Source organism: Kitasatospora sp. NPDC001159 (assembly GCF_053598235.1).
Map to the genome: position 1 here is coordinate 37,125 of NZ_JBSFJV010000056.1, position 18,644 is coordinate 55,768.

Annotated in this window: 18 protein-coding genes and 1 pseudogene; 6 read left to right on the plus strand and 13 right to left on the minus strand. The window is 72.5% G+C overall.

The features are described from left to right. Positions 1–229 precede the first annotated feature (229 nt). From ACWC9T_RS25810 to ACWC9T_RS25830, 5 genes are all read right to left on the minus strand, one after another. Positions 230–760, minus strand: coding sequence for a hypothetical protein (locus tag ACWC9T_RS25810; RefSeq protein ID WP_449823421.1), 531 nt, complete (start codon positions 758–760; stop codon positions 230–232). 80 nt (positions 761–840) lie between these two features. Further along, entirely contained in the window at positions 841–1,191 is a 351-nt protein-coding gene (locus ACWC9T_RS25815) for a 5-carboxymethyl-2-hydroxymuconate Delta-isomerase (RefSeq protein ID WP_449823422.1), read from the minus strand. Between the two features lie 138 nt (positions 1,192–1,329). Beyond that, positions 1,330–1,731: a ribonuclease domain-containing protein gene (locus tag ACWC9T_RS25820; protein ID WP_449823423.1), complete on the minus strand. Its 402-nt coding sequence runs from the start codon at positions 1,729–1,731 to the stop codon at positions 1,330–1,332. A 108-nt stretch (positions 1,732–1,839) separates the two neighbouring features. Continuing rightward, complete coding sequence (locus ACWC9T_RS25825; protein WP_449823424.1) at positions 1,840–2,955, minus strand: DUF6183 family protein; 1,116 nt, start codon at positions 2,953–2,955, stop codon at positions 1,840–1,842. Between the two features lie 40 nt (positions 2,956–2,995). Continuing rightward, positions 2,996–4,066: a phosphatidylinositol-specific phospholipase C domain-containing protein gene (locus ACWC9T_RS25830; RefSeq protein ID WP_449823425.1), complete on the minus strand. Its 1,071-nt coding sequence runs from the start codon at positions 4,064–4,066 to the stop codon at positions 2,996–2,998. A gap of 257 nt (positions 4,067–4,323) precedes the next feature. Between ACWC9T_RS25830 and ACWC9T_RS25835 the strand changes: the two genes are divergently transcribed. Next, positions 4,324–4,974: a dihydrofolate reductase family protein gene (locus ACWC9T_RS25835; protein WP_449823426.1), complete on the plus strand. Its 651-nt coding sequence runs from the start codon at positions 4,324–4,326 to the stop codon at positions 4,972–4,974. Positions 4,975–5,046: 72 nt separating this feature from the next. Here ACWC9T_RS25835 and ACWC9T_RS25840 read toward each other — a convergent pair whose 3' ends face one another. Then, positions 5,047–5,925, minus strand: a complete 879-nt coding sequence (locus tag ACWC9T_RS25840; protein ID WP_449823427.1) for a geranyl diphosphate 2-C-methyltransferase — start codon at positions 5,923–5,925, stop codon at positions 5,047–5,049. A 60-nt stretch (positions 5,926–5,985) separates the two neighbouring features. After that, a complete protein-coding gene (locus ACWC9T_RS25845; RefSeq protein WP_449823428.1) occupies positions 5,986–7,203 on the minus strand; it encodes a family 2 encapsulin nanocompartment cargo protein terpene cyclase in 1,218 nt (405 codons plus the stop codon). Between the two features lie 553 nt (positions 7,204–7,756). Between ACWC9T_RS25845 and ACWC9T_RS25850 the strand changes: the two genes are divergently transcribed. Beyond that, complete coding sequence (locus ACWC9T_RS25850) at positions 7,757–9,082, plus strand: radical SAM protein (protein ID WP_449823429.1); 1,326 nt, start codon at positions 7,757–7,759, stop codon at positions 9,080–9,082. A 95-nt stretch (positions 9,083–9,177) separates the two neighbouring features. On the opposite strand, the gene ACWC9T_RS25855 is transcribed toward ACWC9T_RS25850, so the two are convergent. Beyond that, on the minus strand, positions 9,178–9,981 hold the full coding sequence (locus ACWC9T_RS25855) for a thioesterase family protein (protein WP_449823430.1): 804 nt from the start codon (positions 9,979–9,981) through the stop codon (positions 9,178–9,180). A 300-nt stretch (positions 9,982–10,281) separates the two neighbouring features. Between ACWC9T_RS25855 and ACWC9T_RS25860 the strand changes: the two genes are divergently transcribed. The 3 genes from ACWC9T_RS25860 to ACWC9T_RS25870 all read left to right on the plus strand — a co-directional run bounded on the left by ACWC9T_RS25860 (position 10,282) and on the right by ACWC9T_RS25870 (position 13,314). After that, complete coding sequence (locus ACWC9T_RS25860; protein WP_449823431.1) at positions 10,282–11,829, plus strand: Na+/H+ antiporter; 1,548 nt, start codon at positions 10,282–10,284, stop codon at positions 11,827–11,829. A gap of 107 nt (positions 11,830–11,936) precedes the next feature. Beyond that, on the plus strand, positions 11,937–12,665 hold the full coding sequence (locus ACWC9T_RS25865; RefSeq protein WP_449823432.1) for a hypothetical protein: 729 nt from the start codon (positions 11,937–11,939) through the stop codon (positions 12,663–12,665). Between the two features lie 76 nt (positions 12,666–12,741). Further along, positions 12,742–13,314, plus strand: coding sequence for a hypothetical protein (locus ACWC9T_RS25870; protein WP_449823433.1), 573 nt, complete (start codon positions 12,742–12,744; stop codon positions 13,312–13,314). A 75-nt stretch (positions 13,315–13,389) separates the two neighbouring features. Here ACWC9T_RS25870 and ACWC9T_RS25875 read toward each other — a convergent pair whose 3' ends face one another. Then, the gene (locus ACWC9T_RS25875; RefSeq protein ID WP_449823434.1) at positions 13,390–14,274 is read right to left on the minus strand and encodes a winged helix-turn-helix transcriptional regulator; all 885 of its coding nucleotides are present in this window, start codon (positions 14,272–14,274) and stop codon (positions 13,390–13,392) included. Between the two features lie 70 nt (positions 14,275–14,344). Between ACWC9T_RS25875 and ACWC9T_RS25880 the strand changes: the two genes are divergently transcribed. Continuing rightward, positions 14,345–15,619 (plus strand): MFS transporter, encoded by a 1,275-nt coding sequence (locus ACWC9T_RS25880; protein ID WP_449823435.1) that lies wholly within the window; start codon positions 14,345–14,347, stop codon positions 15,617–15,619. A 21-nt stretch (positions 15,620–15,640) separates the two neighbouring features. On the opposite strand, the pseudogene ACWC9T_RS25885 reads toward ACWC9T_RS25880, so the two are convergent. The 4 genes and pseudogenes from ACWC9T_RS25885 to ACWC9T_RS25900 form a co-directional block, all read right to left on the minus strand. Next, a pseudogene (locus ACWC9T_RS25885) lies at positions 15,641–16,009 on the minus strand (transcriptional regulator); the annotation flags it as partial. A 39-nt stretch (positions 16,010–16,048) separates the two neighbouring features. Further along, the gene (locus tag ACWC9T_RS25890; protein WP_449823436.1) at positions 16,049–16,759 is read right to left on the minus strand and encodes a hypothetical protein; all 711 of its coding nucleotides are present in this window, start codon (positions 16,757–16,759) and stop codon (positions 16,049–16,051) included. Positions 16,760–16,911: 152 nt separating this feature from the next. Further along, a complete protein-coding gene (locus ACWC9T_RS25895; protein ID WP_449823437.1) occupies positions 16,912–17,706 on the minus strand; it encodes a hypothetical protein in 795 nt (264 codons plus the stop codon). 512 nt (positions 17,707–18,218) lie between these two features. Continuing rightward, positions 18,219–18,473 carry a hypothetical protein gene (locus tag ACWC9T_RS25900; RefSeq protein ID WP_449823438.1) on the minus strand — a complete coding sequence of 85 codons (255 nt, stop codon included), beginning with the start codon at positions 18,471–18,473 and terminating at the stop codon, positions 18,219–18,221. Positions 18,474–18,644: the final 171 nt, after the last annotated feature.

Sequence of the window (18,644 nt, forward strand, 5' to 3'; positions counted from 1 at the left end):
CGGCGTGACGTGCACCCCTCGGACCCGGCCTGACCGGCGAACAGTCAGGCTTCTCCTCATCAGGGAGCGACGTCGGCTATCGGTTTCTGCGGCGCGGAGCTGCCGATGGGCGGCCGCGACGGCGAGCATCCAGGCCACCTCCTCGCACGGGGTGCGGCCGCCGGTGGTGGCGTCGAGCGCAGCCGGCGGGGGCGGGGCGGGTGTCGGAGGGGTGGTGCGGTACTCCCGGTCATTCTCCGCCGGTCGGGCCCGCCTCCTGCCCGGCGGCGTCCTGTTCGAGCTTGCGGAGGTTGTCGGCGAGGGAGAGCAGGACCCGCAGGCTGCCGTCGGAGAGCGCGGAGGCGCGCTTGACCAGGTTGACCACCCCGTCGTTGCCGAGGGCCTGCTTCAGGTCGCGGACCCGCTCCAGTTGGTCGAGCTGTTCGTCGACCAGGGCGGCCTTGGCGTCGTCCAGGAAGTAGCCCGCTCCCGCGCTGATGCCGAAGCCCCGGCCCAGCCAGTCCAGCGTGTCCACGGTGGGGTTGGAGGCCTGGCCCTTCTGGTTCAGGCCGAGGTGCAGGTTGCGGATGGTGTCGCGGGAGATGACGTCCCGTCCCGCCATGCGGTTGATCCGCTCGGCCAACTCCCGGTATGCCGGCGGGCGTCCGCCGGACCTGGCCGCCTCCCGGGCCATCAGCCGCTCCAGCCTGGCGGCGATCGCCGAGGCGCGGCCCGCCGGTTGGTCCGACCCGCCCCCGGCGCCGTGTGCTGCTATCGTCACCTTCGTCCCCCTCCTCAAGGCGCAGCCACGATACCGTCGGTACTCCACCGATCGGTCGCGGGGCGCGGTGTCCGGCGTGGTCAGCGGCCGGGGTGGCGGACGAAACGGTAGGCGTCGCGGTCGAGTTCGGTCACCTGCACGCCGATCGCGGCGGGGACGGTGATGGCGACCCGCAGGACCGCGAGCAACCGGGCGGTCAGTTCGGCGCGTTGCTCGGCGGTGCGGCCGGCCAGGATCTCGACCTCGACCAGGATCACGGTCTCACCGCTGGTGCCGTCACCGACCGCGTGGCCCCCGGCGGGGCGGAAGACGGTCTTGCACTTGGCCGCCGTGGTGTCGATCACCTCGGTGATCGCCTGGTGCAGCTGGGCGGCCAGGCCTGCCCGGTCGAGGGCGAGTTCGGCCGAGTGGTCGACCAGGATCTGCGGCACCGGTTCCTCCCCCCCCCCCGGGGGCGCGGACGGGCGCCGCTGACCCTACCTGTCCAGCCGCCGGGCCCACGGACGGCAGCGGGCCCCGGCCTTGCCGGCCGGGGCCCCAGGGCCTGCCTTCGGGGCACAAGGGGGTCGTCAGCAGCCGAAGTTGATCAGACGGAAGGTCGCGTAGTGGTCGCCGGTGTAGTAGTCCTCGTGGTAGCGCTGGCCGGTGACGATCCGGCGGGCGCCGCGGGTGGGCGCACCCGGGGTCACCACGGTGTACTCGTGGTAGTAGCCGTAGCGCTGGGAGGGCAGCACCTTCTCCTTGTTGGTGAACACCACGCCGTCCTGGCGGTACGGGAACGGCCCTCCCTGGGCGATCAGGTTGAGCGTGGTCCGGGCCTGGGACGGCAGGGCGGACAGGCACACCTGGCCGCTCACCGCGGCGTGCGCCTCGGTGGCGACGACGACGGGCGCGAGGGCAACCAGGGCGACGGTGGCGGTGGCGGTGGCGGTGGCGGCAGCACGCTTCCACGCGCGTAGAGTTCGGGTCATGCCAACCAGGATGGCGAGCCCCGGGGCCCGCCGGAAGCCCCGTTCGGAGTCTTCACCTCCGGTCAACTCGCCGTATCCGTTGAGGCCTTGAGCAGGTCAGCGGACCGCTCAGCCGCCGTCGTAGTCGGTGGCGGCCAGCACCGCCAGCCGACGGCGCCCCGCATCGAGCGTGACGAAGCCGAGGTCCATGTCGTCCCAGTTGAACCACTCGCCGGCCGCCATGAAGCCGTACCAGGCGCAGTCTCCGGCTCGTCGCGCCACCTCTGCCGCCGAGGAGCCCGGGCCCGCGCCCGCCAGGGCCGCGAACGAGCGCCAGGCCGCCAGCCGTCCGTAGGCGCCGTACCACCAGTCGTCCTCGCGGCCGCCCCCGGTCGAGGCGGCGATGAAGAGCTGGCGCCAGGCCTCCGCGGCCGTGGTCGGGACGACCGTCGGCTGTTCGACACAGTCCAGCGGCAGCGCGGCCAGCGTCCCGGGGAGGGTCTCGGGCGCGACCGGCCCATCGGCGTGGAACACCGCCGCCTCCACCCGCCCGTTGTACCGCCCGGCCCAGCGCTCCACGGCGGCGGTCAGCCCGGGCTCGTCCTCCCCCACCTCGACCGGGACGTCGGCGGAGCCGGCGAGCGGCGCGCCCTTCGGCAGCCCGTACGCGCGGCCGTACCCGACCCCGCCGCGCCAGTAACGCGGCAGCACAGGCGTGCCCTCCAGCGGGTCGAGCGTCCAGGGCAGCCAGGCCAGCGGATGCTCCGCCCAGTACGGCGAGGCCTCCGCCCAGGCCCGCGCCTCGGGAAGCTTCGCGACCGGCGCGCCGCGCAGCACCAGCTCGTGCAGCAGACAGGCCCGCAGTTCCTCCGGCGCGGTCCCGTCATCGGGGGCGGCCGCGAACACCCCGGCCAGCGCGGCCGGCCGCTGATGCTCGGCCAGCACGGCGGCGGCCCGGCGGACCGGGCGGCCGCTGCGTGTCCGGGTGGCCAGGCCCAGCCGGAGCGCACGCTCGACGTGCGCGCGCCCGGGCCGGGTGGCCACGTCCCAGAGGATCCGGTCGAAGAGGTACTGGTGCTCTGCACCCGCCCGGCCGGAGCCGTAGCGGGTGTGCAGCGCGGCGCCGAACTCCGCGAGGTACGCCGTGTCGCCGCCCGCCAGGTGCGCGTCGAGGAGGCGGCACACCTCGCCCACCTCGTGCGACCCGGCCAGGCCGTCCACCAGTTGTTCGATCGTCTTCGCCATGAGGGCGAAGCCTAGCGGCAGGCCCTGGGCGCGCCCGGCGTCAGCCGCGCGGCAGCACCAGGGACTGCACCGTCGGGAGCTTGCGCCAGTCGCTGGACACGATGCTGGCGTGCGCCCGGGCCAACTGCTCGGTGCGGGCGCGTGCCTGGTCGGCGGTCGGGTCGGTGGCGCTGATCTGCGGCGCGACGTTCTGGGCGTCCGTCATCACCAGCAGGTAGTGCGAGCGGTCGTACCAGGCGGTGTCGATGCCGTTGAGGTAGGTCGCGGCATCGCCGTCGAAGACCACGAACCACGGGCGGATCCCGGCGTCCGCGCCGGTGTACTTGCCGCGCGGATCGCCGGCCGTCGCGCCGTGCACGGCCGGGAAGAGCTGGGCCTGTCCGATCCGGCCGGCCGCCGCCAGGTCGCGCAGGTGCCGCCCGTACTCGACGTCGGTGTGCAGGGTGTCGAAGGGGTTGTTCTCCTCGACCGTGCCCGGGATCGCGTAGAGCAGCACCCGCCCGGCGAGCGCCGACCGGCTCGGCCAGTTGCCCGCCCGCACCGCCTCGTCGGCGCTGGCGTACGAGCCGCCGCCGGGCTTGGCCAGCAGGTCGGCCGGGCGCAGCACCGCGTCGCCGAGGTGGGCGGCGATCAGGGAGTCCAGCTCGTCCGGGCCCATTCCGAGGTTGGCGGCGAAGCCGCCCTTCAGCTCCAGCTTGACCACCAGCGGTCCGGCGCCCGGGTGGGCGCCGAGCCAGACCCGGATGTCGTCGAGGCAGTGCTCCAGGTTCTTGTTGGCGCCGCCGGTGTAGAGCTGGTCCGGGGTGTCGGCGGCGGTGCAGTTGTTGGAGTTGCCGAGCGGGTTGGAGTGGCTGACCTTCCACTCCTGGGTGATGACGTCGGTCCAGAGGTCCAGCTCGATCATCCCGGTGCCGGTGTCAAGCCCCTGGGCGAGGTACGGGTAGGCAGCCGGGTCGTAGGTGTTGTGGAGGCCGGCGGTGGTGGCCGAGCCGAACGGCAGGTCGCCCGTGCCGGACTCGGCGGCGCCCGCCGCGCCGGTCGGGAGCACGGCCGAGGCGGCGGCGAGCAGGCCGGCCGCCAGGAGGCCGGCCAGGGTACGGCGTACGGTCATCGGAATCGTTCCCCCCGGGTCGGTTGTGTCGGCCGCCCGTGGCGGGCCGCCGGAGGAAGCATCGCCCGCCGGGGCGTGCTCCTCGTGAAGAAGGCACGACAATAGCGTGACGGCTTCACCACCTCCGCCTCGACCTCGGCCCTCCACACCCGCCGCGCCACGCCCCGATGATGACGGAGCGTCATGGCGTCGGACCTGCGCGCTAGCGTGGCCCGCGAGCAGCGCACTGACGAGCGCCGAGCAGCGGAGGCAGCCCCATGTCCCTGGTCCGGGTCCACAACTTCTCGATCTCCCTCGACGGCTACGGCACCGGCGAGGGCCAGAGCCTCGACCAGCCCTTCGGCCATGCCGCCGACCGGCTGCACGGCTGGTTCTTCCGCACCCGCACCTTCCGGCGGATACACGGCCTGGAGGGCGGGGACACCGGCGTCGACGACGCGATGGCCAACGCCTGGGGCGACGGCATCGGAGCGGAGATCATGGGCCGCAACAAGTTCGGCCCGCAGCGCGGCCCCTGGCAGGACGAGGACTGGCGGGGCTGGTGGGGCCCGAACCCGCCGTTCCACACCCCGGTGTTCGTGCTCACCCACCACCCGCGCCCCAGCCTGGAGATGGAGGGCGGCACGACCTTCCACTTCATCGACGCCACCCCCGAGGAGGCGCTGCGGCAGGCGCGGGAGGCGGCCGACGGCCGGGACGTGCGGATCGGCGGCGGCCCGAGCACCGTGCGGGCCTTCCTGGAGGCAGACCTGATCGACCACCTGCACGTGGTCGTGGTGCCGATCGTGCTCGGCCGGGGCGAATCGCTCTGGGCCGGTCTCGAAGGGCTGGACCAGCGCTTCGACAGCGAGGCGGTGAGCAGCCCGAGCGGCGTCACCCACCTCACCTTCACCCGCCGGCAGGACTGATCGGCAGGACTGACGGGAAACGGGTGGCCTCCCCGCACCCTCGGGGAGGCCCCTCGCCCGCTCCGGACCGGATCAGACCCGGTCGGCGGCGATCAGCACGTACTGGAAGGAGCCGTCCTTGTAGGACTCGATGAACGCCTCCTCGATGCCGGTGACCAGCGAGGTGGTGTTCCGCAGCTCCCAGTAGGGCAGGGTGTCCGGGGTCAGGTCGATGACGGCCTGCGGCACCAGGCGGTTGTCGGCCATGGCCCGCAGGTACTCCCGGCGGGAGTGGATGTTGCACTCGAAGTGCGCGTTGATCTGCGAGACCCACTTCGACGGCTGGCCGTACTTCGGGTTCCAGCAGCCGGTGATGGTCACGTAGCGGCCGCCGACCGACAGCACCCGGGAGTGCTCGGCGAACAGGTCGTGCAGGTCGACGTACATGCTGGACTCGTTGTTCCAGGAACCGGCCGCCGAGCCGCTCTCGAGGGGCATGTCGAGCATGTTGGCGACCCGCGAGCGGACGAACTCGCCCATGCCCAGCTCGGCGGCGCGCTTGTTGCCGAATTCGGCCTGCTGGGTGGAGAGGGTCAGGCCCTCGACCCGGCAGCCGAAGCGCTGGTGGGCCATCACCATCGAGCCCCCGCGGCCGCAGCCGGCGTCGACCAGGGTCGAGTCGGCCCTGATGTCGCCGAGGTGGTCGAGCAGCACGTCGGCCTGGGCGGACTCCAGGCGGTGCAGCTCGGCGATAACCTTCTTCTCGCGCTCGCTGTCGGCCGGGTCGCCGATCGCCGCCCGGTCGATCTCGCCGATGCCGTAGTGGTGGTGGTACAGGCCGTCGACGTCGCCCAGGCGCAGGTTGACCGGGCGGGCCTCGTGGTCCCAGTAGCGCGCGATGTCGCCCTGGTAGGGATTCGCCGGGCCGGGGATGGCGCCGCTGGGGGTGGTGATGTCGCCGGTCAGGGGCATGGGTCAACTCCATTGTTCTTACGGGTGGTTACCGAAAACGGGGACTGCCGGAAACGGTGGCTACCAGAAATCGGGCAACGTGTAGCGGTGAGTGTTGGTCTGGTGCCAGTAGTGGTTGCCGTCGAGCCACGCGGCGACACCGCGCAGGAAACGTACGAGAGTCGGCACCGGGCAGGCGACGGCCAGCGCGGCCGCCTCGGCCTCGAAGGCGTGCATCAGCTCGTTGTGGACCTCGATCGCCTTCAGGTAGCCCTCCTGGCGCGAGACGCCCTCGCGCTCGGAGATCACCACGGGCAGGTTCAGGTGCATCCCGGGGCTGGAAAGCTCCTTGGTGTACGAGTACAGGTCGTTGACGATGGTGGTGGCGTTGCCGGCCAGCGCGATCACCCGTTGCGTGGCGGGCAGCGCGTGCAGCTCGACGGGCAGCTCGTAGCCGCCGACGGTGTCGGTGATGGTCGGGCAGGGGCGGAAGTTGTTGAACTGGCGCATGGCCAGGTACTCCCACACCTCCGGTACGTGGTCGGTCTCCGACCAGGCCGCCTCGGCCAGGTATCCCATGTGCAGCCGCGCCATGTCGTGCCGGAAGCGGTCCGCCTGGGAGGGCGTGGAGGCACTGACGAAGTAGTCCATCGCCGAGCGGTACGAGCGCCGGGGCGCGTCCTCGGAGAGCGAGGCCTCCCAGGCCGGGTGGTACTCCGGCGTGGTGTGCAGTGGGTCGAGCGCGGTGTGCGCCAGCAGCAGGCGGCTGCCCAGGCCGATCGGCGAGCCGCCGAGGTCCTCGCAGTAGCAGTCGTCCACCGCGTTCTCGGCGACCATCAGGCGGGCCGCGAGCATCAGGTGGTCGATGCTCGGCGCGTCCGGGTGGCAGGCCACCATGTAGCGACCGGTGGAGAACCCGTCGAAGTCCTTCTCCCACTCCGGCGGGTAGAGCTCGACCTCGTCGATCGCCCAGGCCTTGATCTCCAGGCTGAGCGCCTCCACCCGGGCGCGGTCGGGCTCGGCGATCGGGTGGTGGTAGAGGCCGGGGACGGGGTCGCCCAGCTTGGGCTTGCCGCCACTCGGCGCCTCGGCGGCCGGCGCCAGGCTGGGCGGCCCGGACACGAGCGGCACCTGGACCTCGGGGGCCTTCGCCTCGGGCCGGGCGGTCTCGGGGACAGCAACCGCCGCGGCCGTCACGACCGGAGCCTCCGCAGCCCGGACCTGCGGCCTCAACTGCAGCCCGGAGGTGCCCAGTCCGCTGGGGCCGCGCAGGATCCGCTCGATCGCGGTGGCATTCATGCGCCCACCACCGGAACGAGGGGGTCCGCGGATGGTGAGTCCGATCTGGTGCGCAGGGGCATCGAGCCTCCTCTGAGAAAGGATCGCAGAATGTGACGGGACGTCATCTTGTCTGCCGCGAAGGGGAACTCCACGCCGCGGGCCCGCCTCGCTCGATCCCCAACCGTAGGCGCGAAGGCGCGTTCCGGATCACAACGGACGATCTTCTACACCCGATAAGGTGAACGTTCATGCCGACGGCGTGTGGACGCGGCCTTGTCATGCATCGAAACGCCCCGCGCCTTGGCCTTCCCGGCCGAACGGGTCTTCGCTGACCGCCCTCATCCCGCGTCAACCGACTGCGTTCACCCGTGTCCTGGACCCGTCGCCCCCGACGATTCGTGGACCAGGTCCGGCCCCACCGGCTGATCCGGCCCGGCCCGGCGGCCGACTCCGGCCGCCGGGCGGACGAGTTAATCCTCCTCGGTGCGGCCGGTCACGGCTACGCGCGTAAGAGGGAGAACAATGAGCTGGGCGCCGTGGAGGACACGGGGCCAGGAAGGAAGAGCAGCGCATGGAGAGCCAGGCCCGCAGCCGCACCGAACTCGTCGAGGACCTCATGGAGCGCTTCCCCGACGTGCCCCGGGAGGCGGTGATCAAGGAGGACCTTTTGCGCGGCGGCATGGCCTTCGACGAGTCGGCCCTCAGCGGCAGCTCCGGGGCCGACGGGGGCGGCGAGGTCAAGCCGAAGTCGTACTTCATCTTCTCCTTCGACCACCGCACGCTGCCCGAGTTGGGCGCGGCCGCGCTCAACCGGCCGCCGGAGGAGGTGGTGCTGACCGGCGGGCCGTACGGGCTGCGCCGCACGGTGGTGTCGGTGCGGGTCAACCCGGACTCGCCGTACCGGGTCGGCGCGGGTGAGGACGGCACGCTCGGCCTCTACCTGGACGGCACGCGGATCGCCGACGTCGGCCTGCCGCCGATGCCGGACTACTACCGGCACGCCCTGGCGAACGGGAAGTCGGTGATGGAGGTCGCGCCGACCATCCAGTGGGGCTACCTGATCTACCTCACGGTGTTCCGGGTCTGCCAGTACTTCGGTGCCAAGGAGGAGTGCCAGTACTGCGACATCAACCACAACTGGCGCCAGCACAAGGCCGCCGGCCGCCCGTACACCGGGGTCAAGCCGGTCGAGGAGGTGCTGGAGGCGCTGGAGCTGATCGACAGGTACGACACCGCCCGCGCCTCCCAGGCGTACACCCTCACCGGCGGCGCGATCACCTCGCAGGTCGGCGGCCGGGACGAGGCCGACTTCTACGGGCAGTACGCCAAGGCCATCGAGGAACGCTTCCCCGGCCGCTGGATCGGCAAGGTGGTCGCGCAGGCGCTGCCGCGCGACGACGTGCAGCGCTTCCACGACTACGGCGTGCGGATCTACCACCCCAACTTCGAGGTGTGGGACAAGCGACTGTTCGAGCTCTACTGCCCCGGCAAGGAGCGCTACGTCGGCCGGGACGAGTGGCACCGCCGTATCCTCGACTCCACCGAGGTGTTCGGCGCGGAGAACGTGATCCCCAACTTCGTGGCGGGCGTGGAGATGGCCGAGCCGTTCGGCTTCACCACGGTCGACGAGGCGATCGCCTCCACCCGCGAGGGCCTGCGATTCTTCATGTCGCACGGCGTCGTCCCGCGCTTCACCACTTGGTGCCCCGAGCCCACCACCCCGCTCGGCAAGGCCAATCCGCAGGGCGCGCCGCTGGAGTACCACATCCGGCTGCTGCAGACCTACCGGGCCACCCTGGAGGAGTTCGGCCTCTCCTCCCCGCCCGGCTACGGCCCGGCCGGGGCCGGCAAGGCGGTCTTCTCGGTCAGCTCCTTCATGGACTCGCTGCCCGGCTGAGTGCACACCTCGACGGCGCCGCCCCGTGGGAGGGGTGGCGCCGCCGGGCTGTCAGCGGGTCAGGGACCGAGTTGCTCGGTGGCGAGCGCGGTGCCCTAACTGCCGCTCAGCGGACGAACGGTGAGGATCTGCTCGGCCCGGCCGACCGGGCCGTGGACGTCGTGCAGCACGGTGCTGGTGACGCCGTGCCCGGCCGGGCCGAAGGTGACGCTGGTGTCCAGGCCGGTCCAGCGGCCCCCGGGGCGGCGGTGGAAGTGGATCGTCAGATCGGTGTTGGGGAACATCCACTCGGTGGGGTCCTGCCGGACGGCGATGCCGTTGGCGGTGTCCACCAGGGCGATGAAGGAGGCGTGCGGGCTGCTGGACTCCCCCGCGACCAGCTCCAGCGGGGTGGAGATCCAGGCGGCCGCGCGGCCGGGAGCCGTGGAGCGGCGGCGGACGTCGATCGAGGCGATGTAGCCCCCGCCCCACCACCCGCTCATCGCCCAGGGGTCGAACTCCTCCGGCGCGGGCAGCCGTTCGTCGTGGGTCCCGGAGACGGCGGTGGTGTCCAGCTCGGCCAGGTACCAGGCCCGGGCCCGGACCACCGCGCGGCCGCCGATCGTCGCCACCGCCTCGACCAGCTCGATGGTGCGACCCGGCCGGACGGTCTCCACCGTGATCTCGCACTCGTCGAGGGCGATCAGGCCGAGTATGTCGTAGCTGATCCGGGCCAGCGCCAGCCCGTCGGCGGGGCGGTCGGCCCGGTAGCGGTCGATCGCGTGGGCGATCAGGCCGCCGACCGGGCTGAAGTGCTGCTCGTCGGGGTGCCAGGCCCCCTGCGCGTGGGCGGTCGGCTTGTAGCGTTGCTCGCCGGTGCGGTGGTAGTAGCTGTCGGGCGCGGCGGTGGGGGTGGTCAAGGTGCGCTTCTCCTCGGGCCGGATCGCGGGGTGCCGGGCGGGCGCCGCAGGACTCCGGCGTCCGCGATCACGATCGTATGAGGCCGAACCGCCCCGGGGGCTGTGATGCGCCCCACACCGGCCGCGCCGTACGCCTCCGAGGCTCAGTGCACGGCGAGCAGGTAGCGATCGGAGAGGTCGATGGCGCAAAAATGCCGATAAGATGACGCTCGGTGTGCCGGGAAGTCTGGTCGGCTCGGGGGACGACTGCGGCGATCGGGCTTCGGCGACCCCGAAGGTTACGATGGGTCGTTTCTGCAGATGCACGCCGTGGGGATCGTTCTCGTCCTGGTCGTCCTCGCCACCAGTGTGGCCACCTTCGCCCGGCGATGGCGGGTGCCCGCGCCCTCGTTGCTGGTGCTGGCCGGGCTCGGCGTCGCGCTGATCCCCGGGGTGCCCGCGCTGCACGTACCGCCGCAGGTCATCGGCATGGTGGTGCTGCCCCCGCTGCTCTACTCCTCTGCCGAGGAGCTGTCGCTGCGCGACCTGCGGACGGTCTGGCGGCCGGTCACCATCCTCTCCTTCGGCCTGGTCTTCGCGTCCGCCGCCGCCGTCGGCTTCGCGGCCGTCGCCGTCGCCGGGCTGCCGCCCGCGATGGCCTTCGTGCTCGGCGCCGTGCTCTCCAGCACCGACCCGGTGGCGGTCACCGCGCTCGGCCGCCGGCTCGCCCTGCCCGGGCGGGTCCAGGTGCTGGTGCAGGCGGAGAGCCTCTTCAACGACGCCACCTCCCTGGTGCTCTTCAAGGTCGCAGTCGGCGTCGCGGTGGCGGTCGGCGGGACGGTCGACCTGCCCGCCGCGGGCGGCGAACTGGTGCTGCTCGGCGGGGGCGGCAGCGTGGTCGGCGCGGCCGTCGCCGGGCTGGTCTGGCTGCTGCGCCGCCGCACCACCGACCCGGTGCTGGAGACGGTGATAGCGCTGGTCACCCCGTACGCGGCCTACGTGCTGGCGGAGTCCGCGCACACCTCGGGCGTCACCTCGGTGGTGGTCGCCGGGGTGCTGCTCGGCCGCTCCACCCACCGGCTCACCGACGCGCACATCCGGCTGCAGGTGCACGCCGTGTACGCGGTGGTGGTGTTCCTGCTGGAGAGCGTCGTCTTCTCCATCGTCGGTCTGGAACTGCCCACCCTGGTCCGGGACCTGCCGGCCGGCACCGGCTGGTGGCCGCTGCAGTCGGTAGCGATCGCCGCGGTGCTGATCGCCGTCCGGGTGCTCTGGACCCTGCCGCTCACCCGGGCCGTCAAGCCCAACCGAGGGCGGCTCTCCTGGCGGGTGGCCGGGGTGGTCACCTGGGCCGGTACCCGGGGCGTCATGCCGCTGGCCGCCGCGCTGTCCATCCCGCTGTTCACCGAGGGCGGCGCCGGGCTCGCCGGACGGCCGCTGGTGCTGGTGCTCACCGTCTCGAACGTCGTGCTCACCCTGGTCGTCCAGGGCCTGACCCTCGCCGCCGTGGTCAACCTTTCCGGGCTCGCCCTCGAACCCGAGCACACCGCGCGCGAGGAGGACGACGCCCGCGACGAACTCAACCGCACCGCCCTCGACCACGTCGAGGGCCTGGCCGAGTTGGAGGCCGTCCCGGACACCGCCGTCGACCGCGTCCGCCGCGCCCTGACCGCCCGACTCGACCGCACCCCCGAGGCGCCCGACGGCACCACCGCCGACGACGCCTACCGCCAACTGCGGCACGAGGTCATCGCCGTGCAGAACACCCGGCTGCACCGCCTCTACGAGGAGCACCGGATCAGCGACACCACGCTGCGGGTACTCCAGCGCGACCTCGACCTGGAGCAGGCGGCGCTGGGGCGGAACTGATCGGGCGTCGGTCCGCCGTCCCGCAGGCCGTACCCCGGCCTTCCGGCTGTCCGAGGCTGCCGTCACACTGACGCGAGCACGAACAGGCACCACCGAACGGGGGCACGATGGCGAAGAGCCACACCGCCAATCAGAAGAGCGGCAAGAAGAAGAAGAGACCACTCGCCTCGGGTGTGGCCCGGCCGGCCAAGCCCGTCCGCAAGCGCCCGCGCAAGGACGCTCCACTCGCGCCGCGCACGGTGCGTCGGACGGCGGTCCTGGTCGGGGTGCTCGCACCACTACTGATCATCGGGCTGCTCGGGCTCGCCACCGACCCTGACTACCAGGTCGCCTGCACGGTCCTCGCCATCCTGGTCCTGATGGCGTCCGTCGTGGGACTGATGCTGATCCGGAGCACCGGATGGGTGGTCTGGCCGGCAGTCCTGCTGGGCGTGCTGCTCCTGGTGATCCCCACGGCCGCCATCCGCGCGCAGCTGATCGCCCATCGCGGAGTGGAGACCAGGGTGGTCATCACCTCGGCCCACAGCGGCAAGGACAAGATGGGCAAGGTGAGCTGGACCTGCGGCATCCGGCGTGAGGACAACCAGCCCCTGCCGCACGGCACGATCGGGGGCATCGGCTGCTCGGGCGGCTCCGTCGGCACCACCGCGACCGTCCTGGTCGACCCGGACGGCTGGGCCCCGCCGGCCACCCGGGACGAGGACCTCTCCTTCCGCGGCGCCGGTGTCTACGTCACGGGCGCCGTCGCCGTCCTGTGGGCCGCGCTCACCTTCGGCGCCGCGCACCGCACCCTGCAGGGGAAGGGCGGGCGGGGCGGCCGGAAGGGCCGCAAGTAACGGAGACGGCCGTTGACGAACCCTTTACGTGTAGAACTGCCTGTTCAGGACCGGCGCGTGGGGCTAATGTGCCGCCGTGAACGAACTGGTGTTCCGGGGGAAGGACCTGTTCCGGCCCTCATGGTCGCATTTCTCGGTGCTGCTCCTCGTGTTCGCCGCCCAGGTGGCCGTCGGCGTCCTGAAGCTCGGCGTGGCGGCGATGTTCTGGATGGTCGGCGGAACCCTCGTGCTGGTCATCCCGGCCTTCCTGGTGGCCTGGCGGTCCTGGAGCAGGGTCGGGGCCGACGGCGTCACCATCTGCTGGGGCATCGGGAGCGGCCGCACCTACCCGTGGTCGGAGGTCCGGTGGATCGACGTGCGGGAGACCAAGGGCAACGGCACCCGCTCCTACGCGGCGCGGATCTTCCTGCTGAACGGACGCCGCCGCTCGCTGCCGGGCCTGCAGACCAGCACGCTGTACCCGATCGAGGAGTTCGAGGCGAACTTCCAACGGGTGCTCAGCTGGTGGGAGTTGAGCACGCCCGATGCCGCCAGGCGGGTCAGGCCGGGCAAGCAGGCCCGGGACTGGATCACGCCCCAGGTGGCCGGCGCGCTGCTCGCCGTCATCTTCATCGCCGTCACGTTCGTCGTCATCGCGGCGCGGCAGTGAGGATGCGCTGAGCCGACCTGACCAGAACTGTGGTGATCGGGTGCGTCACCGACCGGGCCGGGGACGCACCCGCCGTCATGTCGCCGCCAGGCCGTCGAGCAGGGCGAGGGCGTCCTCGACCGAGCCCGCCGGGTCGGTGACGGGGTAGAGCATGCCCCGCACGGTGCGGGTCGAGTCGAGGACCAGGGTGAGCCGCTTGAGCCGGTCGACGCCGGCGGCGCGGAAGGTGGGCAGCCGCAGCGAGGCCGCCAGCTCCAGCCCGGCGTCCGACAGCAGCGGGAACGGGATCCGCGCGTGCTCGGCGAACGCCGCCAGCTGATCCGGGCGTTGGGTGCTGACGCCGTAGACGGCGGCGTCGCGGGCGGCGAACTCGTGCATCCGGTCTCGGTAGGTGCAGGACTCCAGGGTGCAGCCGGCCGCGCCCGGAATCTCGCCCCAGCCGGGCGGGTGGCCCATGACACCCGGTGCGAAGGCGCCCGGGAAGCAGTACAGCACTGTCCAGGTACGGTCCGCGGCGACCGGGTCGACCAGGCCGCCGGAGGCGGCCGCGAGCTCCAGGGCGGGCAGCTGGTGGCCCGTCAGCGCCATGACCCGGCGGGCCTCGGCCGAGTCAGCAGTGCTGGTGCCGGTGAGCGAGCCGTCGCCCAGGATGTGCCGCCCGCCCCAGTCCTGCAGGGCGACCAGCACCGGCAGCAGGCCGCGCCCGGTTTCGGTCAGGTGGTACTCGTAGCGTGGCGGGTGCGGGTGGTAGAGCCGCTTCTCCAGCACACCGTCGGCGACCAGCGCCTTGAGGCGCTCGGTGAGCACCTTCCGACTGATGCCCAGCCCGTTCTGCAGCGCGTCGAACTGGTGCGTGCCGCCGGCGACGTCCCTGATCAGGAGCAGGGTCCAGGTGTCCCCGACCACGCTCAGGGCCTGTGAAATCGCGCAGTCGGGGTCAGCCGCTTCGGTGTGCCGCATGAACATTGATTATAGTGAGTTTCTAAAAGGAACTTAGTCGGGGTGAATCGGTGGCGGCGAAGGGGTGGACGTGACGGCTGAAACGGTGGACACGGCGAGAACGGTGGACGCGGCACGGCCCGGCGGGCGGCGCGACGGCCGGGCGGGGGCGTTCTGGCGCTACTGGACCGCCTCGACGGTCAGCCGGCTCGGGGACCAGGTGACGACGGTGGCCCTGCCGCTGATCGCCGTGGTCACCCTGCACGCGTCGGCGTTCGAGGTCGGCCTGATCACGGGTGCCTCCTACGTCGCCTGGCTGCTGATCGGACTGCCGGCCGGCGTGCTGGTCCGGCGGCTGCCGCTGCGCGGCACCCAGGTCGCGATGGACCTGGTCCGCGGCGTCGCGGTGGCCTCGGTGCCGGTGGCCGCCGCCCTCGGGGTGCTGGGGCTGCCGCAGCTTGTGGTGGTGGCGCTGCTGGTCGGCTTCGCGAGCGTGGTCTTCGACGTCGGCAACTCCACCTTCCTGCCCACGGTCGTCCCCAAGGAGCAGCTGACCTCCCGGAACAGCCTGGTCTCCGGCAGCATCGCCGCCACCGACCTGGCCGGGCCCTCGCTGGGCGGTGTGCTGGTGCAGCTGGTCGGCGGCGCGGCCTCGATGCTGCTCGACTCGGTCAGCTACCTGGCCTCGGCGGCGCTGCTGGGCAGCCTGCCGCGCATCGAACAGCCGGCTGCCGGACCGGCGGGCGGCGCCGGGATGCGTGAGCAGATCCGCGAGGGCTGGCAGTTCGTCACCCGACACCCGGTGATCAGGCCCTGTGTGGCCGGCGCCACCGCGGTGAACTTCGTCTGTGGCGGGCTGATGGCACTCACCCCGGTGTTCCTGGTCCGCACCCTGGACGCGCCGGCCGCCGCGGTCGGCGCCCTGATGGCCACCGGCGGCCTCGGCAGCCTGCTCGGCGCCGCCGTCACGCCCCGGCTGGTGGCCAGGATCGGCGGTGCCCGCGCGGTCTGCTGGGCCGCGGTGGTCGCCACCGCCTTCGCGCTGCTGCTCCCGGTGGCCGGATCGGGCTGGGGGGCTCTGGTCTTCGCCGTCGGCAACGCCGGGTTCGCGGCCGGGGTCGTGGTCTTCAGCATCGTGACCCGCACCCACCGGCAGACCCAGACCCCGCCGGAGCTGCTGTCCCGGGTGATGGCCACGGTCCGCTTCGTCTCCTGGGGCGCGATCCCGGTCGGCGCCCTCGCCGCCGGCGCCGCGGCCGCTGTATGCGGACCGCGCACGGCCCTGCTGCTGTTCGCGCTGAGCAGCCTGGCCAGCCCCGCGATCCTGCTGGCGAGCCTGGTCCGCCGGATGCGCGAGCTGGCCTGAGCTACGGGAGTCCGGGCGGTTTCACAGGTCGGCGGGCGGCAGGCCCAGGAGGTCCTGCCAGGCCCGCTGGCCGGCCGGGGTCACGGCGAGGGCGCGACCGGTGCCGATCCGGGTGAGCCAGCCAGCGGTCAGGGCGTGGTCGCACAGCGCGGCGCCCACCGCGCCGCCGAGGTGCGGGCGGCGCTCGGTCCAGTCCAGGCAGGCGCGCACCGGCGGGCGGCGCGAGCCGCTCGGCAGCGTGATGCCGAGCTCGGTCAGCCAGGCGCGGCCGGCGGCGGTCAGGCCCGGGTCGGGGCCCCAGTCCAGCAGGCCGCGCCCGACCAGCGCGTCGGTGACCGCCAGGGCGAGGGATCCGGCCAGATGGTCATAGCAGAGCCGGGCCCGGGCCATGGGTTTGGTCGGATCCGGCAAGGACCCGCAAGACACGCCCTACAGTCCGCTCGGCCAGTTGTAGCCGCTCGGCACGGTGACGGTGGCGTTCTCGGCCGCCGTGCCGTACACCAGGGCGATCTCGTCGTGGGCGTGCAGCAGGATCGCCGCCGGGTCGCCGCCCACCGGCTTGCCGTCGACGTACGCGGTCAGCGCGTGGGTGGCGTCGGTGTGCAGCCCGCCGAGGTGGTCGGCGGAGGCAGAGACCTGCCATTCGGTCAGGAACTGGCCGAGGCTGAAGTCGGCGTTGACCGGCGACTCGACGTGGATCACGCCGGTGGTGTCGTGGGTGTGCAGCGGACTGATCCGCTGCGCGCTCTCGTCGATGCCGATCAGCGCGGGCACCGCCACGGGTTGTCCGTCGGCGTACACGTCGAGGTGCGCGTGGATGTGCAGGGCCGTGCCCTCCGCGCCGAGCATCGGCAGGCCGGCCGCCTTCACGGCCGCCGTGACGTCGGCGGGCGCGTCCCAGGGCGGCGGGGTGGTCCGGCCCTCGGCGGTGGTACGCGGGTGCGAGGGGACACCGGAGGGCGGGGACGAGCCCTGGTTCGTCGCGATCACGACGGCGATCCCGCCGACCACGACGGCCAGCACCAGGCCGATCACTCCGCCCACCAGCCACCGCCGGCGCCGCGCGCGACGGACCTCCGCGGCCCGGAGCGCGGCGGCGCGGGCCCGTCGTCCGGACAGTCCCGGGTTCTGCGCTGACATCGGTGCGCGCCTCCTCGATCGAGGTAGCTGCCCTTTCAGCCTGGCAGAGTCCGCTCCTCCCGGCGCGTCGAGCCCGGTGGCTGCCGGAGAACGTCGCGGCCCCGGCCCCCCGGGAGGGGGCGGGGCCGCGACGTGTCCGGCTCAGGCCTGGGTCAGCGCTGGCCCGGGTAGCCCTGCTGGCCCGGGTAGGGCACGTTCGGGACCTGCGGCGGGTACGGCTGGCCCTGCGGCGGGTAGGGCTGGCCCTGCGGCGGCACCTGGCCGCCCGGCTGCGGCGGGTACGGCTGCCCCTGCGGGGCCGGGTAGCCCTGCGGCGCCGGGTACGGGTTGGCCGGCGGCTGCGGGTAGGGCTGCTGCTGCGGGTAGGGCTGGCCCTGCGGCGCCGGGTACGGGCTGGCCGGCGGCTGCGGCGCCGCGTACCCCTGCTGCTGCGGGATCACCGGCTGGCCCGGCATGGGCTGGCCCGGCATCGGGTAGCCCTGGCCCTGCGGCGTGTCGAACGGCTGCGAGCTCGGGTCGATCGACCCGGGCGGGAAGGCCGCGCTCAGCTGGTCCATCTCGGCCCGCCAGATGCGGTGGATGTTCAGGCGCCTCGGCTTGGCGTCACCCGGCATCTGAACGTACATCGAGCTCCAGATGCTGGCCCGCTTGACCCGGCTGACCGGGAAAGCGTGCCGCGGGAAGGCCGCGACCACCTCGCCCGGGCGGTTGGTCCACCGGCTCGCCGTGTTGATCACCACGTGGCTGTTGGTGAGCGTCAGGAAGTAGTACCTGCGGGTCAGCACGATGATCAGGCCGACGAACGGGATCTCACCCAACGCCGCGGCAAGCCACGGGCTGGGCCCGCTCTCCGCGTGCACGCAGGCGATGAAGGTCTCCCCGGGAGGCGCCACCTGCGCGAGCTTCTCGATGACCTGGGCCTTCTGCTTGGCCCGGAGGAATGCCATGTCTTCTCTACCTCTTACCCCGTCTTGTCCGCCGACTCTCTGCAGCGGGAAACCGGCTGAGGTTAGCAGGTGGTGATGACACTTCGAACACCACCGTGTGCGGGGACGACCACGCCCCGCCGGGCCAAAACCCGACGGGGCCAAGTCAGCATTCGAACCACCCAAACGTGCCGGGGTCCAGGGGCGTTCAACGATGACCGCGCATCAGCGGACCATGGTGACGGTGAAGCCCTGCGGGGCCCGCAGGTGGATCGCGCCGGTGTGGTCGGTCTCCACCCCGATCGGCAGGCCGGCCACCGTCAGCCCGCTGGTCCGCAGCGACTCGTAGCGGACAAGCCCGTCCTCGGCGGCTTCCCCCGGCCGCTGCGCGTCCTCGGGTACACCTCGCTGCTCGGCTTCGCGCTGCTCTACCTGCCGCCGTTCCTGCTGCAGTTGGCAAGCAGCTTCAAGACCGACCCGGACGCGGCCGCGAACCCGATGGCGCTGCTGCCGGACGGCGGCACCCTCGTCTCCTACCGACGGCTGTTCGGTCTGGCGGAGGGCGTGGAGAACGGGGCCCGGGTCAACGCGGTGTCCTGGAGCGGGGCGTGGAGCTCGACCCGGCCGCGACGGAGATGGCTGCGGTGGCCGTCGGCGAACTCCAGCCGGAAGCTGCGGTCCGCCGGGGCGTCCACGACCACCGCGCTCTCGACCGTGCCGCAGGAGGAGCCGCGGTACACCCGCACCCGGTCGCCGACGTGGAACTCCGGCGACTCAAAGACGATCACCGCACTCGCCTTCCCTCGTGCCTCATGGACCTATACGGTCCGCAGCGGCCCGTTGACTCGGCAGCCGGCGGCAGTCACACGGCCGCTATCGTCCAGCGCCCGGCCGGGCCGTCGCCTGAGTACCGGTACTCACCGCTGCACCTAACTAATACCCCATCATGGGGGTGGGGA

Bases quoted from the DNA above. Each gene is read 5' to 3' on its own strand.
- ACWC9T_RS25895 (WP_449823437.1), bottom strand. From the start codon at position 17,706: ATGGCATTCCTCCGGGCCAAGCAGAAGGCCCAGGTCATCGAGAAGCTC.
- ACWC9T_RS25860 (WP_449823431.1), top strand. From the start codon at position 10,282: ATGCACGCCGTGGGGATCGTTCTCGTCCTGGTCGTCCTCGCCACCAGT.
- ACWC9T_RS25865 (WP_449823432.1), top strand. From the start codon at position 11,937: ATGGCGAAGAGCCACACCGCCAATCAGAAGAGCGGCAAGAAGAAGAAG.
- ACWC9T_RS25890 (WP_449823436.1), bottom strand. From the start codon at position 16,759: ATGTCAGCGCAGAACCCGGGACTGTCCGGACGACGGGCCCGCGCCGCC.
- ACWC9T_RS25840 (WP_449823427.1), bottom strand. From the start codon at position 5,925: ATGCCCCTGACCGGCGACATCACCACCCCCAGCGGCGCCATCCCCGGC.
- ACWC9T_RS25875 (WP_449823434.1), bottom strand. From the start codon at position 14,274: ATGCGGCACACCGAAGCGGCTGACCCCGACTGCGCGATTTCACAGGCC.
- ACWC9T_RS25835 (WP_449823426.1), top strand. From the start codon at position 4,324: ATGTCCCTGGTCCGGGTCCACAACTTCTCGATCTCCCTCGACGGCTAC.
- ACWC9T_RS25820 (WP_449823423.1), bottom strand. From the start codon at position 1,731: ATGACCCGAACTCTACGCGCGTGGAAGCGTGCTGCCGCCACCGCCACC.
- ACWC9T_RS25830 (WP_449823425.1), bottom strand. From the start codon at position 4,066: ATGACCGTACGCCGTACCCTGGCCGGCCTCCTGGCGGCCGGCCTGCTC.
- ACWC9T_RS25850 (WP_449823429.1), top strand. From the start codon at position 7,757: ATGGAGAGCCAGGCCCGCAGCCGCACCGAACTCGTCGAGGACCTCATG.
- ACWC9T_RS25845 (WP_449823428.1), bottom strand. From the start codon at position 7,203: ATGAATGCCACCGCGATCGAGCGGATCCTGCGCGGCCCCAGCGGACTG.
- ACWC9T_RS25825 (WP_449823424.1), bottom strand. From the start codon at position 2,955: ATGGCGAAGACGATCGAACAACTGGTGGACGGCCTGGCCGGGTCGCAC.